This window comes from Nonomuraea sp. MG754425, assembly GCF_021699195.1.
In the GTDB taxonomy this organism is placed as follows: domain Bacteria; phylum Actinomycetota; class Actinomycetes; order Streptosporangiales; family Streptosporangiaceae; genus Nonomuraea.
The window spans coordinates 1-17330 of the sequence record NZ_SSXE01000200.1 but is presented as its reverse complement, the minus strand read 5'-3'; the positions used below and the strand labels follow the sequence as shown (position 1 = coordinate 17330).

Annotated in this window: 14 protein-coding genes; 8 read left to right on the top strand and 6 right to left on the bottom strand. The window is 71.0% G+C overall.

Translation table 11 applies throughout. The features are described from left to right. On the top strand, positions 1–1618 hold a 1618-nt coding region (locus FAF44_RS43765; RefSeq protein WP_237109317.1), incomplete at its 5' end, for an ABC transporter substrate-binding protein. A 29-nt stretch (positions 1619–1647) separates the two neighbouring features. On the opposite strand, the gene FAF44_RS43760 is transcribed toward FAF44_RS43765, so the two are convergent. Both FAF44_RS43760 and FAF44_RS43755 read right to left on the bottom strand, forming a co-directional pair. Further along, positions 1648–3762 carry a RecQ family ATP-dependent DNA helicase gene (locus FAF44_RS43760; RefSeq protein WP_237109316.1) on the bottom strand — a complete coding sequence of 705 codons (2115 nt, stop codon included), beginning with the start codon at positions 3760–3762 and terminating at the stop codon, positions 1648–1650. Between the two features lie 93 nt (positions 3763–3855). Continuing rightward, a complete protein-coding gene (locus tag FAF44_RS43755) occupies positions 3856–4677 on the bottom strand; it encodes a TauD/TfdA family dioxygenase (RefSeq protein ID WP_237109315.1) in 822 nt (273 codons plus the stop codon). Positions 4678–5094: 417 nt separating this feature from the next. Between FAF44_RS43755 and FAF44_RS43750 the strand changes: the two genes are divergently transcribed. Together FAF44_RS43750 and FAF44_RS43745 are read left to right on the top strand one after the other, a co-directional pair. Continuing rightward, the gene (locus tag FAF44_RS43750; protein WP_237109314.1) at positions 5095–7584 is read left to right on the top strand and encodes a DNA topoisomerase (ATP-hydrolyzing) subunit A; all 2490 of its coding nucleotides are present in this window, start codon (positions 5095–5097) and stop codon (positions 7582–7584) included. 116 nt (positions 7585–7700) lie between these two features. Next, positions 7701–9245 carry a glycoside hydrolase family 3 protein gene (locus FAF44_RS43745; protein WP_237109313.1) on the top strand — a complete coding sequence of 515 codons (1545 nt, stop codon included), beginning with the start codon at positions 7701–7703 and terminating at the stop codon, positions 9243–9245. A gap of 73 nt (positions 9246–9318) precedes the next feature. Here the strand turns inward: FAF44_RS43745 and FAF44_RS43740 are convergent, their stop codons facing one another. Further along, on the bottom strand, positions 9319–9693 hold the full coding sequence (locus FAF44_RS43740; RefSeq protein ID WP_237109318.1) for a VOC family protein: 375 nt from the start codon (positions 9691–9693) through the stop codon (positions 9319–9321). Between the two features lie 34 nt (positions 9694–9727). On the opposite strand from FAF44_RS43740, the gene FAF44_RS43735 reads away from it, so the two are divergent. Together FAF44_RS43735 and FAF44_RS43730 are read left to right on the top strand one after the other, a co-directional pair. After that, positions 9728–10291 (top strand): thioredoxin family protein, encoded by a 564-nt coding sequence (locus FAF44_RS43735; protein WP_237109312.1) that lies wholly within the window; start codon positions 9728–9730, stop codon positions 10289–10291. 256 nt (positions 10292–10547) lie between these two features. Beyond that, positions 10548–11351 (top strand): SAM-dependent methyltransferase, encoded by an 804-nt coding sequence (locus FAF44_RS43730; protein ID WP_237109311.1) that lies wholly within the window; start codon positions 10548–10550, stop codon positions 11349–11351. Between the two features lie 139 nt (positions 11352–11490). Here the strand turns inward: FAF44_RS43730 and FAF44_RS43725 are convergent, their stop codons facing one another. Continuing rightward, positions 11491–11808, bottom strand: a complete 318-nt coding sequence (locus FAF44_RS43725) for a hypothetical protein (RefSeq protein ID WP_237109310.1) — start codon at positions 11806–11808, stop codon at positions 11491–11493. A 138-nt stretch (positions 11809–11946) separates the two neighbouring features. On the opposite strand from FAF44_RS43725, the gene FAF44_RS43720 reads away from it, so the two are divergent. Beyond that, positions 11947–12441 carry a carbonic anhydrase gene (locus FAF44_RS43720; RefSeq protein WP_237109309.1) on the top strand — a complete coding sequence of 165 codons (495 nt, stop codon included), beginning with the start codon at positions 11947–11949 and terminating at the stop codon, positions 12439–12441. Between the two features lie 616 nt (positions 12442–13057). Here FAF44_RS43720 and FAF44_RS43715 read toward each other — a convergent pair. Continuing rightward, positions 13058–15124, bottom strand: coding sequence for a type IIA DNA topoisomerase subunit B (locus tag FAF44_RS43715; RefSeq protein ID WP_237109308.1), 2067 nt, complete (start codon positions 15122–15124; stop codon positions 13058–13060). Between the two features lie 247 nt (positions 15125–15371). On the opposite strand from FAF44_RS43715, the gene FAF44_RS43710 reads away from it, so the two are divergent. After that, a complete protein-coding gene (locus FAF44_RS43710) occupies positions 15372–15602 on the top strand; it encodes a hypothetical protein (RefSeq protein ID WP_237109307.1) in 231 nt (76 codons plus the stop codon). Between the two features lie 255 nt (positions 15603–15857). Here FAF44_RS43710 and FAF44_RS56125 read toward each other — a convergent pair whose 3' ends face one another. Then, entirely contained in the window at positions 15858–16559 is a 702-nt protein-coding gene (locus FAF44_RS56125) for an N-acetyltransferase (protein ID WP_237109306.1), read from the bottom strand. 79 nt (positions 16560–16638) lie between these two features. Here FAF44_RS56125 and FAF44_RS43700 point away from each other — a divergent pair. Then, positions 16639–17330, top strand: a 692-nt coding sequence (locus FAF44_RS43700; RefSeq protein ID WP_237109305.1) for a YaaA family protein, incomplete at its 3' end; no start/stop codon positions are given.

Here is a 17330-nt window from a genome sequence, read left to right as displayed (position 1 = left end):
CCCCGCCGGTTACGGCAGCGCCCTCACCTCCGTGGTACGGCCGTCCGGCAAGAGGGGCGGCACGCTGCGGGTGGCCTCGGCGTCCCTGCTGGAGTCCACCGATCCGGCCGACATGTTCACGACGTCCTCGCGGAACATGGTCCGCCTGTACGGCCGCTCGCTGACGATGTTCAGGCCCGCCCCAGGGGGCGCGCAGATCGTGCCGGACCTGGCGGAGGGCCTCGGCCAGGTCGGCGACAACGGCCGGACCTGGACCTACCGGCTCCGGCAGGGCGTGAAATTCCAGGACGGTACGCCGATCACCGCGAAGGACGTCAGGTACGCGGTGTTACGCAGCATGGACGCCGGCTTCGTCCAGGGCACGAACCTGTTCGACCTGCTGCTCGACCTCCCCTCCGGTTACCAGGGCCCCTACCGCTCCCCGGCCGCGGACGGCGGCCGGGCGATCGAGACCCCCGACGACCGGACGATCGTCTTCCGCCTGCGCAAGCCGTTCGCCACGTTCGACCACGTGGTCCAGTTGCCCGAGACGATCCCGGTGCCGGAGACGAAGGACACCCGCGCGGAGTACAGGTCGGCCGTCGTCGCCTCGGGGCCGTACCGGATCGAGAGCACCGCGGAGGATCGCGTCACGCTGGTCCGCAACCCCCACTGGTCCCCGGCCACCGATCCCCACCGCACCGCGCTCCCCGACCGTTTCGAGTTCACCTTCGGCAAGACCTCCGAAGAGGCGGCCCGCCTGATCGAGACCTCCGGCGCCGAGGTGGCCGGGTACCTGCCGGACTCCGGGTACGCGCGGATCCTCGCCGACCCGGTGCTCAAAGCACGCGCGGACGCCCCCGTGACGACCGTGCGCACGCTGGCGCTCAACCCGCAGGTGCCGCCGCTGGACAACATCGACTGCCGCCGCGCGGTCGTGCAGGCGCTCGACCTGGAGGCCGTGTCCGCGGCCTCGCGCGCGGTGCCGGAGCAGGTGCCGACGTCGCTGGTGCCGCCGGACGTGCCCGGCGAGCGCTACCGCGACCCCCTCCTGTCGGCGCGCGGCGACCCGGCCGCCGCCCGGGAGTCCCTGGCGCGGTGCGGCAGGCCGGACGGGTTCCGCACCACCTACATCTACCGCGAGTTGCCCGGCGAGAAGGAGGCGGCGGAGGTGGTGCGGGCGAGCCTGCGCGAGGTCGGCGTCGAGGTCGCGCTGGAGCACGCGCCGGTCGCCAAGTTCCACAGCTCGTACGGAGGCGTCCCGTCGTACCTGAAGAAGGAGGGCATCGGGCTGGTCGCCAAGGCGTGGGCCCCCGACTGGCCGGACGCCTACTCGTTCCTGGCCGACCTGGTGGACAGCAGGCAGATCATGGAGACGGCCGCCTCCGTCAACGTCTCCGTGCGGCTGCCGGCCGTGGACGAGCTCCTGGACCGGGCGTCCGCGGAGCTCGACGCGGGGGCCAGGGCCGGGCTGTGGGCGCAGGTGGAGAAGCGGGTGGCCGAGGAGGCGGTGCTGGTGCCGGTGACGTGGCGCCGCACGCTGCTGCTGCGCGGCGCCGGCGCGACCGACCTGCACGTCAGCCCGGCGTTGGCCGACTACGACCTGGTGCGCGTGGGCGTCCGCCCGGCCGCCTCGTGACGGCCGGGCGACGCCGCGCGTGGACGCCGTCAGCTCGTGACGGCCAGGGCCAGCGGCAGCACCGCCGGGGCGCCCGCGTGGCGTACCTGGGCGGCGGCGAGCGTCATCGTCCACCCGGTGTCGACGCGGTCGTCCACGAGCAGCACGGGCCCGCCGCACTGGGCGATCGCGATGCCCAGTTCCTTGGGCATGGCCAGCGTGCCCCTGATCGCCTGCACCCGCTTGGCGCTGTTGAACTGCTTGCCCGGCGTGCCCGCGCGGTAGCCCAGCTCCCCCAGGTAGGTCAGCCGCCCGACCTGCGACAGCCGCTCGGCGAACCCGCGCACCAGCTTGGGCCGCGACGCGGACGGCACGTTCACCACGGCGACCGGCCGCTCGCGCCAGTCCCAGGCGGCCAGCACCTTGATCACGGCCGCGAACATGTCGTCGGGCACCGGCTGGTCGTCCCCGGCGAACAGCTCGCGCAGCCGGTTGCCCCACCCGATGTCGGTCAGCCGCCCGAGCGCCTTGCCGGGGTCGGCGCCCAGGTCGGGCTTGATCCGGCCCGACAGGTCGGACAGGCCCGTCGGCCACTGCCTGCGGGCGTCGATCTCGACGCCGGGCCTGCTCAGCCGCTCGCGGGCGCCCTCGACGGCCTGCGCGCCGATCTCCGGCGAGCGGTGCCGCCCGGTGCAGTTGTCGCAGCGCCCGCACGGGGTGGCGGTGTCGTCGTCGAGGTGTCCGCGCAGGTACTGCTCGCGGCACTCGGTCGTGGTCAGGTAGGAGAGCATGGCCTCCTGCTCGGCCCGGCGCTCGGCGGCAATGCGCTCGTAACGCTCGGTGTCGTACGCCCAGGGCTCCCCGGTGGACTCCCAGCCGCCCTTGACCCGGCGGACCGCGCCGTCCACGTCGAGGACCTTGAGCATCATCTCCAGGCGGCTGCGGCTGAGATCGACGGCGGTCTCCAGCGCGGGCGTGGACATGAGGCCCCGCTCCTCCAGCGTCCGCAGCGTGGTGCGGACGACGGGCTCGGGCGGGAAGGCCAGCGAGGCGAAGTAGGCCCAGATGTCGCGGTCTTCGGTGCCGGGCAGCAGGATGACCTCGGCCCGTTCGACGCCGCGCCCGGCCCGTCCGACCTGCTGGTAGTAGGCGACGGGCGACTGCGGCGCGCCGACGTGCACCACGAAGCCCAGGTCGGGTTTGTCGAACCCCATGCCGAGCGCGCTCGTGGCCACCAGCGCCTTGATCTGGTTGGTGAGCAGGGCCTCCTCGGCGGCCAGCCGCTCGGCCGGCTCGGTCTGCCCGGAGTACGCGGCCACCTCCAGCCCCTGCTCGCGCAGGTAGCCGGCGATCTCGTGGGCGGCGGCGACGGTGAGGGTGTAGACGATGCCGGAGCCGGGCAGTTCGCGCAGGGTCTGGGCGAGCCAGGCCAGGCGCTGCTCGGCGGAGGGCAGGCGGACGACGCCCAGGTGCAGGCTCTCGCGCTCCAGCGGCCCGCGCAGGACGAGTGTGTCCTCGCCGTCGGGCCGCAGTTCGGCCGGCAGCCTCATCTGCTCGGCCACGTCGCGGGTGACGCGCGCGTTGGCGGTGGCGGTGGTGGCCAGCACGGGGATGCCCGGCGGCAGGTCGGTGAAGAGCGTGGACAGCCGGCGGTAGTCGGGCCGGAAGTCGTGGCCCCAGTCGGAGATGCAGTGGGCCTCGTCCACCACCACGAGCCCGGCGCTGTCGGCCAGTTCGGGCAGGACGTTGTCACGGAAGTCGGGGTTGTTCAGCCGTTCGGGGCTGACCAGCAGCACGTCCACCATGCCGTCGGCGACCTGGCCGTAGATCTCCTCCCACGCCTCGGGGTTGGCGGAGTTGATCGTGACGGCCCTGATCCCGGCGCGTTCGGCGGCGGCGATCTGGTTGCGCATGAGCGCGAGCAGCGGGGAGACGATGACGGTGGGGCCCTCGCCGAGTTCGCGCAGCAGCGCGGTGGCGATGAAGTAGACGGCCGACTTGCCCCATCCGGTCCGCTGCACGACGAGCACCCTGCGCCGGTGGACCACCAGCGCCTCGATGGCGGCCCACTGGTCGTCTCGGAGCCGGGCGTGCTCGCCCGCCAGCGCCTGAAGGCGCTCTTCGGCCTCTTCCCGCAGCATCGCGGCATCGGGGGCATCAATCATGCCCTCCTTGTTACCAGCCCGCCCGCCTCTTCACATCCTCAACCCGGCCGTCGTCACGACACTGACGTCCACCGGCCCGGTGATCCCGGCCGTCTACCGGTCCGCGTGCTCGGGGAAGGCGTTGATCGTGACGCGGTGCATCCGGCGGCGTTCGGTGTAGTCGGCGACCGCGTAGTGCTGGGTGGGACGGTTGTCCCAGAAGGCCAGCGTGCCGGGCCGCCAGCGCAGCCGGAGCTGGAACTCGGGCGAGCGGATGTGGTCGATCAGGTACGGCAGCAGCGCCTCGTTCTCCCTGTCGCTCAGCCCCACCAGCCGGGTGGTGGAGGCCCGGTTGACGAACAGCGCCTTGCGCCCGGTCTCCGCGTGCACGCGTACCACCGGCCGCTCCATCGGCGGCCACTTCGCCTGGATCTCGGCCAGGTCGAACGGGTGCCCCTTCGAGATCGCCTTCTTCATCGACATCGTGATGTCGTGGACGGCCGTCAGCTCGTCGCACAACCGCTGGATCGGCTTGGACAGCGTCTCGTAGGCCAGGCACGTGTTGGCCCAGCAGGTGTCGCCGCCGACGCCGGGCAGTTGCACGCAGCGCAGCAGCGAGCCCATGGGCGGCGTCGGCTCGAAGGTGTTGTCGCTGTGCCATTCGTCACCGCCCTCCCCTTTCGGCGAGGTCTGGTCGAGGACGTGGATGGGGCTGGTGGCGTCCTTCTTGAAGGCGGGGTGGTTGAGCGAGCCGAAGTTCAGGGCGAACTGCAGGTGCTGCTCGTCCTCGATGTGCTGGTCGCGGAAGAACAGCACGAGGTGCTTGAGCCAGCCCGCCCGCAGGGTCGCGACCTCCTCCGGCGAGAGCGGCTTGCGCAGATCGACTCCGGTGACCTCGGCGCCGATGTGCTTGGTCACGGGATGGAACTCGATCATGACGCCTCCGATGGACAGGTGGGAGCCCTTGCTCAGAACGTACGACCAAGCAATTGCTTGGTCAAGGCCAAGGCGGGCGGCGCTGCGATCGAACACATCTGCGATAAATCGAGTAGCATGCCCGCGACGGCGTTCTCCATCGCACCACCGACCCGGACGCGGACCGTATGCTCTGACAGGCGAAGATCGTTACCGAGGCGTGAGCATCGCCCTGGATATGCCATGTGAGAGCCCGCTCATGTCATCATCTCCAGGGGCACACACGTCAGATCCCCGCGACGGGGGCCGGTTACGTCGACGCCTCGCACGCCGATCCGACGCTGCTCCAGCGGGCTGACGGCTACGGTTACTGCACGAGAACAGAAGGAGGATGCGCTTCCCCTCGGCGCGACGGCCGAGGCAGCCGCGCAGCACAAGATGGCCCGACGCACGACTGCACCCCCGCCTGAGGATTTCGAGGAGCGGATCGTCGACATCGACGTCTCCGCCGAGATGCGCGCGAGCTACCTCGAATACGCGTACTCAGTGATCTATCAGCGCGCCCTGCCCGACGCGCGCGACGGCCTCAAGCCCGTGCAGCGGCGCATCCTGTACTCGATGAGCGAGATGGGCCTGCGGCCCGACCGCGGCCACGTCAAGTCCTCGCGCGTCGTCGGCGACGTCATGGGCAAGCTCCATCCCCATGGCGACAGCGCAATCTACGACGCGCTGGTCCGCCTGGCGCAGCCGTTCTCGATGCGGCTGCCGCTGGTCGACGGCCACGGCAACTTCGGCTCGCCCGACGACATGCCGGCCGCCATGCGCTACACCGAGGCCAGGCTGGCCCCGGCGGCCATGCTCATGGTCGAGTCGCTCGACGAGGACACCGTCGACTTCAAGCCCAACTACGACGGCCAGGAGACCGAGCCCACGGTCATGCCGTCGGCCTTCCCCAACCTGCTGGTCAACGGCACCAGCGGCATCGCGGTCGGCATGGCCACCAACATGGCGCCGCACAACCTCGTCGAGGTCGTCGCCGCCGCCCGTCACCTGATCAAGAAGCCCGACGCGACGCTCGACGAGCTGATGCGCTACGTGCCGGGGCCCGACCTGCCGACCGGCGGCTCGATCATCGGGCTGCAGGGCGTGCGCGACGCGTACGAGACGGGGCGGGGCACCTTCCGCATGCGGGCCAGGTGCGCGGTCGAGCAGATCACCCCGCGGCGCAAGGGCATCATCGTCACCGAACTGCCCTACAACGTCGGCCCCGAGCGCGTCGTCACCAAGATCAAGGAGCTGGTGACCAGCAAGAAGCTCCAGGGCATCGCCGACCTGAAAGACCTCACCGACCGGCACAAGGGCCTGCAACTGGTCATCGAGATCAAGAACGGCTTCATCCCCGAGGCCGTGCTGGAGGAGCTCTACCGGCTGACGCCGATGGAGGAGACCTTCGGCATCAACAACGTCGCCCTGGTGGAGGGCGAGCCCCGCACGCTCGGGCTGCGCCAGATGCTCCAGGTCTACGTCGACCACCGGCTCGAGGTCGTGCGGCGCAGGTCGGAGTTCCGGCGCCGCAAGCGCGAGGAGCGGCTGCACCTCGTCGACGGCCTGGTCATCGCGCTGCTCAACATCGACGAGGTCATCCAGGTCATCCGCACCTCCGACGACACGGCCCAGGCGCGCACCCGGCTGATGGACGTCTTCGACCTGACCGAGATCCAGGCCACCTACATCCTCGAGACGCCGCTGCGCCGGCTGACCCGCTTCGACAAGCTGGAGCTCGACCGCGAGAAGGAGACGCTGAGCGACGAGATCGCCAAGCTCAGCGAGATCCTCTCCTCCGAGACCAAGCTGCGCCAGGTGGTCTCGGGCGAGCTGGCCGACGTGGCCAAGAAGTACGGCACGCCGCGCCGCACCGTCCTGCTGGAGGCCCCCGGCGTCACCCGTACGCCGGTGGTGGACCTGCAGGTGGCCGACGACCCGTGCCTGGCCATGTTGTCCTCGACCGGCCTGCTGGCCCGCACCCCCGACGCCGTGCCGCTGCCCGGCGAGGGCGAACGCACGGCGCACGACGTGCTGCTCAGCGTGGTGCGCACCACCGTACGCGGCGAGGTCGGCGTGGTCACCTCGCTGGGCCGGCTGATCCGGGTCCAGGTCGTCGACCTGCCGACGCTGCCGCCCTCGGCCAACCCGCCGTCGCTCTCCGGCGGGCACCCGGTGTCCGAGTACGTCTCCCTGCAGCCCGACGAGAAGGTGGTCGGCCTCGGCTCCCTCGATCCCGAGAGCCCCGGCCTGGCGCTGGGCACCGCGCAGGGCGTGGTCAAGCGGGTGGTGCCCGACTATCCGGCCGCCCGCGACGACTTCGAAGTGATCACGCTGAAAGACGGCGACACCGTGGTGGGCGCGGTCGAGCTGGAGTCGGAGTCCCACGACCTGGTGTTCATCTCCTCCGACGCGCAGCTCCTGCGCTTCTCCGCCGCGCTCGTCCGGCCCCAGGGCCGTCCGGCGGGCGGCATGGCCGGCATCCGGCTCGACGGCGGGGCCAGGGTGATCTGGTTCGGCGTGGTCGATCCCGAACGTCCGGCGCGGGTGGTCACCGTCGCCGGCTCCTCCACGGCGTTGCCCGGCACGCAGGTGGGCGGCGGCAAGATGTCCGACTTCGCGGAGTTCCCCGCCAAGGGCCGGGCGACCGGCGGCGTGCGGGCCCAGCGTTTCCTGAAGGGCGAGGACGAACTGTTGCTGGCCTGGGCCGGTCCCGCGCCCGCCAAGGCCGTCTCGGCGGTGGGCAAGCCGGTGCCGCTGCCCGAGGAACTCGGCCGCAGAGACGGCTCCGGGCTGCGGCTGACGCACACGATCGGCGCGGTGGGCGGCGCTCTCGGCGCCGGCCCCGAGGTCCCGCCGGACGGCGAAGCCTCGGCCGACGAGTAGGCGTTCAGCGACGAGCCGTCCGGGGCCTGCGCCTCGGGCGGCTCGTCGCGCGTACGAGTCGTTCGGCGAGGACCCGGCGCTGGTCAGCCAGATTCGACGGGCTCCAGGACAACGGGGTGCTGGCCACCGCCAAGCACTACGTCGGCGACGGCGGCACCGCGTACGGCTCCTCGACGACCGGCGACTACACCATCGACCAGGGCGTCACCAAGGTCGGCAGGCAGGAGCTGGAGCGCGTCCACCTGGGGCCGTTCGAGGAGGCGGTGCAGCGCGGCGTGGCCACCGTGATGCCGTCCTTCTCCAGCGTGGACCTCGGCGACGGGCCGCTGAAGATGCACGCCCACGACGAGCTGATCAACGGCACGCTGAAGGGCGAGCTGGGCTTCGAGGGCTTCGTGATCAGCGACTGGCAGGCCATCGACCAGCTCCCCGGCGACTACGCGAGCGACGTGCGCTCCTCGGTCGACGCCGGGCTCGACATGATCATGGTGCCGTACGCGTACCCGCAGTTCACGACCACGCTCAAGGCCGAGGTCGAGGCCGGGCGGGTGCCGGTGGCGCGGGTGGACGACGCGGTGGCCAGGATCCTGACGCAGAAGTTCCGGCTGGGGCTCTTCGAGCGCCCGTACGCCGACCGCTCCCAGCTCGGCGACGTCGGCTCGGCGGCGCACCGCGCGGTCGCCAGGAAGGCCGCCGCCGAGTCGCAGGTGCTGCTCAAGAACGCCGGCGGCCTGCTGCCGCTGCGCCGCGACGCCAAGGTGTACGTGGCCGGCTCCAACGCCGACGACCTCGGCAACCAGGCCGGCGGCTGGACGATCACGTGGCAGGGCTCGTCCGGGCCGATCACGCCCGGCACCACGATCCTCCAGGCCGTACGCTCCCGCGCCGCCTCCGTGACCTACTCCCGCGACGCCTCCGCCGACCTGGCCGGGCACGACGTGGGCGTCGTGGTGGTGGGCGAGACCCCCTACGCCGAAGGGCAGGGCGACGTGGGCCGCGCGGGCCGCACGCTGGAGCTGTCGGCCGCCGACCGGGCGGCCGTGCACAGGGTGTGCGGGACGCTGAAGTGCGTGGTCCTGGTGGTCTCCGGACGGCCGCTGCTGCTGGGCGACCTGTCGGGCGTCGAGGCCGTGGTGGCGGCGTGGCTGCCGGGCACCGAGGGCGACGGGGTGGCCGATCCGCTGTTCGGGGCCGTGCCGTACACCGGGCGGCTGCCGTTCACCTGGTTCCGCTCGGTGGCCCAGGTGCCGATCAACGTGGGTGACGCCTCGTACGACCCGCTCTTCCCGTACGGGTGGGGGCTGCGTACCGACCGGGCCCGCGACCGGCTCGCGGCGGCGCGGGACGAACTGGCCCGGGGCGACGGCCTGTCGAAGGCGGCGTCCGCGACGCTGACGCTCGTCCTGACGGAACGCAACTGGCACGCCGACGGCTCCGTCCGCGACCCGCGGGCGGTCCTGGGCGCGGTGGGCGCGGCGGCGGCGCTGCTCGAACGCTCGAAGAGCGACTCGTACGCGGTGGACGACGCGGTCGTCTCGGTGGCCAGGGACGTCGCACAGGCCGCCGGCAAGCGGCCCGACCTGCAGGCGTCGGCCGATCACGAGCTGGCGGCGGGCGATCTGACCAGAGCGGTGGACCTGCTGGCCCAGGCCGCCCGCTGAATCCGGCGGGGCCGCCCTCCGGGGCGGCCCCGCCACTCAGCCGCTCATGGCCGCAGCGGCGCGGCGGAACCCGTCAGAGGTCGCGGCAGAGGCAGAACGGGTGGCCCGCCGGGTCGAGGAACACGCGGAAGCTGTCGTCCTCACTGGGCTGGTGATCGTGCTTGACAGCACCGATCTTGATCACCTGGCGCTCGGCCTCGTCCAGGTCGGTGACCGTGACGTCGAGATGGAACTGCTGCGGACGATCGGTGCTCGGCCAGAGCGGCGGCTGGTAGTCGGGCGCGAGCTGGAAGGCCAGCCGCTTGGGCGCCCCGCCGTCGCTGATCACCACCCAGTCGGGCTCGACCGAGGTGACCGGCCAGCCCAGCAGCCCGGAATAGAACTCGGCCAGGTTCAGGGGATCCGGGCAGTCCAGTACGACGGTCCTGAACTCGGCGATACCGCCCATCACGATCGGCTCCTCTCACGAGAGAATGGTTGGCATGGCTGCCAACTCGTTCATGGTTCCGCTCGGCACTCCCGCGCCCGCGTTCGACCTGACCGCCATCGACGGCGGCAACGTCTCTCTCCAAGATCTCAAGGGCTCCCCGGCCACGCTCGTGGTCTTCCTCTCGAACCACTGCCCGTACGTGCGGCATATCGAAACCGGCCTCGGCGCCCTGGCGACGGACTACGGCGCGAGGGTGTCGATCGTCGCCATCTGCAGCAACGACAGCGTCAATTACCCTGACGACGATCCCACACACCTCGCGGAACAGGCCAAGCGGGCCGGGTTCGCGTTCCCGTACCTGCTGGACGACACCCAGGAGGTCGCCAAGGCGTACCGGGCCGCGTGCACCCCCGACTTCTTCCTGTACGACTCCCAGCTCCAACTCGTCTACCGGGGCGAGTTCGACGGCTCCAGGCCCGGCAACGCGGTGCCGGTGACCGGCGAGTCCCTGCGGGCCGCGATCGACGCGCTGCTCGACGAACGACCGGTGCCCGGCGAACAGAGCCCGTCACTCGGCTGTGGCATCAAGTGGAAGCCGGGCAACGAGCCCGCCTGACGCCGCTCGCCGCGCCGCCTCCCCCGACCGCGGCACCGGTTCACCACCACCTGCGAGCTGACGCCACCACGGTCCCGGCTCCCCCGCCGGGGCCACGTCAGCCCCCCGTCGTCACGACAGCCCTGCCGGACCTGGGCACGCGTGGGCCCCGATTGAGCAATCAGTCATCGGCGAGTTTGGCAGGAAAGATCCACATAAATGTCACCATAGCGTTACCATCTGTTCCAACCCGTTCCGTGGATCTTGAAGGGCTTAGATGACCGTCCCCTCGCGCCCACCGAGAGGCATCAACCCCCACATTCCCAACGCCGCACGCATGTACGACTACTACCTCGGTGGAAAGGACAATTTCGCAACCGACCGCGAGGCAGCGGAGAAGATCATGGCGCTGGGGCCCAGCCGTGAGATCTGCCTGGCCAACCGGCGCTTCCTGGGCAGGGCCGTCCGCCACGTCGCCGGGCTCGGCATCGACCAGTTCATCGATCTCGGCACCGGGCTGCCCAACCAGAACAACGTGCACGAGGTCGCCCGGCAGGTCCATCCGGAGGCCCGCGTCGTCTACGCCGACCACGACCCCATGGTGGCCGTGCACGCCCGCGCCCTGCTGGCGGGCACGGACTCGAACACCACGATCGTGCACGCCGACGTGCGTGAACCCGCCTCGATCCTGGACGCCCCCGCGACCACCAAGCTGATCGACTTCAGCCGGCCGGTGGGCGTGATCGCCCTCGGGGTCCTGCACCACCTGACCGACCGGGAGGACCCGTGGGGCGTCGTGGCCGCCTTCCGCGAACGCCTGGCCCCCGGAAGCGCGCTGGCCGTCTCCCACCTCACCGACGACGCCCACCCCATGGCGGGGAAGGCGGCGCGGGAGGTGTACGACGAGGCGGACACACCCCTGATCCACCGCAGCCGCGAGCAGGTCACCCGCCTGTTCGACGGCTTCGACGTGGTACGCCCCGGGGTGACGCACGCGGCCGGCTGGCGACCGGAGGAGGCATGGGAGACCGAACTCGCGGGCGACGAATGGTGGTACGTCGGCGTCGGCGGCAAACCCTGACCCGGGCGCCGGACCGGCACCCTGCCCGGCCCCGTCCCGCCCGCGTCGGCCGCAACCCCGGACACGTCCCGCCCATCGTCGGCCGCAACCGCGGGACCCGGCCGCGTCCCGCCCGCGACAGCGTCAAACCCGGACCCGGCTACGTCCCGGTGGCGGCGATGGCGGCGGGCAGGGCCAGCAGCAGCTCATGCGGCTCACCACCCTCCCAGTGCCGGACCAGCTTGGTGCCGGCCTCCCCGGGATCGAACCCCTCGCACCCCAGAGGGCCGAAGCACCCCGCCTGATCCAGCATCAGGATCAGCGGATCGTCTTCGGGGAGGCCGGCCGCGTAGGCGGCGGCGTCCAGGAGGGCCAAGGCGCATCTGGCATTGCGGCCGTCGTCCCTGGTCTCCACACGATCGAGGCGACGCCGGGCCTGGGCGCGGAGGTAGACGGCGAGCGATTCTGACCTACTCACGACAAACCTTCTTGATTCACGTACGTACGGCTACGACATCATCACTCATCGTGATCGGTTTTCGTGGGAGGTTTGCCAACTCGAGCCTGTCGGCACCCCGCGGCGATGAGATCTGCGGCATGGGGGATTATTTGTGGCATGAGTGCGTTCGACGACCTTTATGCCGCCAACGCGAAGTTCGCCGAGACCTTCGGCAACTCCGGCCTCACGGGCCGGGCAGCCCGCGGGCTCGCCGTTGTGACCTGCATGGACTCCCGTATCGACCCCCTGGGGTTGCTCGGCCTGAACCCCGGCGACGCCAAGATCCTCCGCAACGCCGGCGCACGAGTGACCGACGACGTCCTGCGCACGCTCGTGCTCGCCGTCATCCTGCTCGGGGTGGAGCGGGTGCTCGTCATGCCCCACACGGACTGCGGGATGGCCAAGGCGACGGACGCGGACGTGCACGCGCTCGCCGCCGGACGCGGCGTGGACACCCGCAGCCTCGACTTCCACACGGTGCCGGACCAGACCGAGGCACTCAAGCACGACCTGACCCGGATCAGGACGTCCCCGTTCCTGCCGCAGGGCATGCCGGTGGCCGGAGCGATCTACGACGTGCACACCGGCAAACTGACGCCCTCAGAACACTGACCTCGGGGCGAGGGCGCGCGGCACCCCCGCGCCCCTCCCCCGGAACCAGCGACCGGCACACAGGCCGGCACCTGGCGCTCCACCCGCATGATCACCACGGCTCCGGCACTCGCTCTGGCTCCGCAACCTCGGCACGTGGCCTACCCACCCGCCCGCTCACCTGCCCGGCAGCGCCCTGAAACGCCCTCAGAGGCGCCCTCTCCGTCCTGGCGAGGGATTGAAGGGGCCGACGACACACGCGCCCCTACGGACGCCACAGCCCTCCACAGACCCGGGAACATCGCCGTGACGTCGAGACTGACCCGCCGACCGAGCCGAAGGCAAGCACGCATCCCGGCCAGGGACCGCGTTCAAAAAGCCCGCGCAACGAGCCCGCACAAGAACGCCCGCGCCAGAACGCGCACAACCCCGCGAGCGCGGCCCCCTCACGCTTACGCGAGCACAAACCCCCTCGCGCTTACGCGAACGCGAACCTCGCGCTTACGCGAGCACAACCCCTCGCGTTTGCGCGAGCGTGTCCCCTCGCGTTTGGGCGAGCACGACGCGCTCGCGTTTGCCACCCGAGGTCCTGCCGGGTGCGACCATCACGTGGCCCCCGGCAGCCCCGGCGGCCCCGTCAGGCGTCGATGTGGTCGCGGTCCACCTCGGCCGCGCTGCTCACGATGAACTCCCGCCGCGGCGCGACCTCGCTCCCCATCAGCAGGTTGAAGATCCCGTCGGCGCCCTCGGCGTCTTCGATCCTGACCCGCCGCAGGATGCGGTGGCGCGGGTCCATCGTGGTCTCGGCGAGCTGGTCGGCGTCCATCTCACCCAGGCCCTTGTAGCGCTGCACCGGGTCCTTCCACCGCCTGCCGCGCCGCTCCAGGTCACGCAGCACCTTGTGCAACTCGGCGTCGGAGTAGCAGTAGATGTACTTGTCCTTGCCCCGCCCGGGGTTGGTCAGCTCGATGCGGTGCAGCGGCGGCACGGCGGCGAAGACCCGCCCGGCCTCCAGCATCGGCCGCATGTAGCGGTGGAACAGGGTCAGCAGCAGGGTGCGGATGTGCGCGCCGTCGACGTCGGCGTCGGCCATCAGGATGATCTTGCCGTAGCGGGCGGCCTCGATGTCGAACGAGCGCCCGGACCCGGCCCCGACGACCTGGATGATCGCGGCGCACTCGGCGTTCTTGAGCATGTCGCTCACGGACGCCTTCTGGACGTTGAGGATCTTGCCCCGGATCGGCAGCAACGCCTGGAACTCCGAGTCGCGGGCCAGCTTCGCCGTACCCAGCGCGGAGTCACCCTCGACGATGAACAGCTCGCTGCGGTCGATGTCGTCGCTGCGGCAGTCGACCAGCTTGGCCGGGAGCGCGGAGTTCTCCAGGGCGCTCTTGCGACGCTGGTTGTCGCGGTGCTCGCGAGCCGCGATGCGCGCCTTGGCGGCGGCCACGACCTTCTCCAGCACTGCCCGCAGCGGCTGCTTGTAGCCGCGCGGCGGGTTGGTGAACAGCTCCTTGAGCTCGCGCGAGACCACATGGGAGACGATGCGGGTGGCCGCGGAGGTGCCGAGCACCTCCTTGGTCTGCCCCTCGAACTGCGGCTCCGGCACCATGACCGTGACCACGCCGGTCAGGCCCTCGGAGATGTCGTCCTTGGTGACCGGGTCGTCGCCGTTCTTCAGCAGGCGGGTCTCCCGCAGCAGCTCGTTGACCGTGCGGACGAGACCGCGCTCGAACCCGGTCAGGTGGGTGCCGCCCTTGGGGGTGGAGATCACGTTGACGAACGAGCGCACCGTGGACTCGTAACCCTTGCCCCAGCGGACCGCGACGTCGACGCTGAGCTCGCGCTGCACCTCGGTGGGCGTCAGGTGGCCCTGGTCGTCGAGGACCGGCACGGTCTCGTGGAAGTGCCCCACGCCCTGCAGGCGCAGCACGTCGCAGACGGGCTCGTCGCGGGCCAGGAACTCGGCGAACTCGGAGATGCCGCCCTCGAAGCGGAACTCATCCGCCACCTGCTCCTCGTGCCTGCTGTCGACGACGGCCAGGGTCAGGCCGGGCACCAGGAACGCGGTCTGCCGCAGGCGCACGTGGATCTCGTCGAGCGAGACCTCGGCGTCGGGCAGGAAGATCTGCCGGTCGGCCCAGAAGCGCACCCGGGTGCCGGTGACGTTCTTGGGGAGCTTGGCACCGGCGCGCAGGCCGGACTTCTTCTTGAACTTGGCCGCCGGCCCCTCGCCGTCGAAGACCCCGGTGACGCCGCGGCGGAAGCTGACCTCGTGGGTGAGCCCGTCGAGGTCGACCGCGACGTCGACGCGCGCCGACAGGGCGTTGACCACGGAGGCGCCCACGCCGTGCAGGCCGCCGGAGGCGCCGTAGGAGCCGCCGCCGAACTTGCCGCCCGCGTGCAGCTTGGTATAGACGAGCTCGACGCCCGGCAGGCCGGACTTCGGCTCGATGTCCACGGGGATGCCGCGGCCGTTGTCACGGACCTCGATGGACCCGTCGGCGTAGAGCTCGACCTCGATCCGGTCGCAGTGGCCGGCCAGCGCCTCGTCGACGCCGTTGTCCACGATCTCCCAGAGGCAGTGCATGAGACCACGGCTGTCGGTGGACCCGATATACATGCCCGGGCGCTTCCGCACGGCCTCCAGGCCCTCAAGCACCGAGAGGTGACGAGCTGTGTAACCCGCCTCCACAAGCGTCACTCCAGCTCCCCTGGTCTAGGCATCGAACACGTGTGCGTAGCTTACCGTTCTTCCCCTGCGCACGCGTACAAGCTTGCCACGGCGTCACGTTTGGCGTTACCAACCGGCTGATCATCATTACTTTGGGACACATTCCGCTCTGGGCGTAGAGACCCGGCGGTTGGGAACGTCCAGGTCCGGTTAGATGTTGTTCCAAGTGACTGACGCCAGATCCTCGCTTCGGCGGGGGTGACCCGAAAGGCGATACGTGACTGGAGCTCTCGCCCCCGTTAAGCCGCTGACGGCCCTTGACCGCTGCGACCGCTGCGGTGCCCAGGCCTACATTCGCGCGACCCTGCCTGTGGGTGGGGAGCTGCTGTTCTGCGCCCATCATGGGCGTCAGCACGTCGCAGCGCTGCGCGAAAAGGGCGCCGACATCCTGGACGAGTCGGCTCGACTCAGCGAAACCCCTTCATTGGCCCCCAACGACGAGCGCTGATCGCGCTGGTCGTGACGAGATAATCACATATTGATCGACCAGTACGGCGACCCCGACCTGCTCGGGGCCGCCGTTCTGCGTGCAAACACCCCGCCCCTGACGCCCGCCCCTGACGCACCGCCACGGATGCCGTGACGGCACGCCGGCCGCCGTGACACGGGCGCTGCACGCCTGCACAGGGACGTCCGGCGCGCGGAAAGAAGGGCCCCGTCAGGGCCCGACGGCGTGGCGCGCCGGGAGTCCGGCACGCCGGAGTCACCGGACCCGGTAGTGGTAACGGCCCGCGACCTCGAACCCTTCGCTCCGGTAAAGGGCCTGGGCGCCCGCGTTTGCGACCGTCGTGACCAGGTAGGCGGTGCCGAATCCGGCCCCGGCGTGCCTGGCCAGAGCCCGCAGCACCGACCGCGCCAGCCCTCTGCGCCGTGCCCGCGAAACGGTGGCCATGCAGTAGATCCCGAGCGTGTCGCCCTGCGGGACGGCCCGGCCGACGGCCAGTGCGACACCGTCCTCCTCGTAGGCGGCGTACCAGGCGGGCACGCCGGTGCAGATGCGTTCGGCCTGCTCAAGGCCGTCGCCGTAGCGGCCGTCCACCGCCCACCAGGTGTCCAGCCAGCCGCGCCACGGCTGTTCTTCCACCCGTATCCCGGCCGGCGGATCGCCCTTGGGCGTGCCGGTCATGACGACGGTGGGATCGACCAGGTCGTATCCTCGGCGTTCGAGTTCCTCGTCCAGTCCGGGCGGCGCGCCGAGTCCCATCGAGAAGACACACCGCTGCCCGCGCTCGCCGTAGAACGCCTCCGCCGCGCGGATCGCGCCGTCCAGGTCGGCGGGCCGGTTCACCGCGAGCACGGAGTTGGCCCGTTTCGTCACCCCACCGGCATGCCGGAACACCCACCCGTCGTGCACGTGCTGCTCGTACGCGGGCCAGGCCTCATCGACAAGACGGTCGAAATCCACCAGCGCAGCCTAGCGGCCACCGCGGACCGCACGATTGCCCGGGCAGGGCCGCCGGCCAGGGCCAATAGGCTATGACGTTGTGTTGATTCTGTTGCCGCCGTCCGAAGGCAAGGCGACGGAGGGCAGCGGGCCGCCCGTGGGCGAGCTGTCCTTCCCCGCCCTCGGCAAGCCCCGCAAGCGGGTGCTGAACGCGCTCATCCGGGCCTCGAAACGCCGCGACGCCCATGACGTGCTCGGCCTGACGCCGGGCCTGACGGGCGAGCTGGCGAAGAACGCGGCACTGAAGACCGCCCCCACCCTGCCCGCCGCCGCGCTCTACACCGGCGTCCTGTACGACAATCTCGGCCTGGCGACCCTGGATCCGGAGGCGCGGACCCGGGCCGAGGAGTCGTTGCTGATCTTCTCGGGCCTGTGGGGTGTGGTGAGAATCACAGACGAGATCCCGCCCTACCGCCTGTCGATGGGCGTCAATCTGCCGCCGCTGGGGGGTTTGTCGCCATTCTGGCGTCCGCACGTCGCCAAGGAACTGGACCGGATCCCGGGCCTGGTGGTGGACCTGCGCTCCGCCACGTACGCGGGCGCCTGGCAGCCGGGCTCCCGCTCGGTGACGGTACGCGTGTTCCGCGACGGCAAGGTCGTCAGCCACATGGCCAAGGCGACCCGGGGCGAGATCGCCCGCGCGCTGCTGCGGCAGGACACGGCCCCGTCGAGCCCCGACGAGCTGGCCAAGGTCCTCGACGCCCTCGGCTACACCGTCACCCTCGCCGAGCC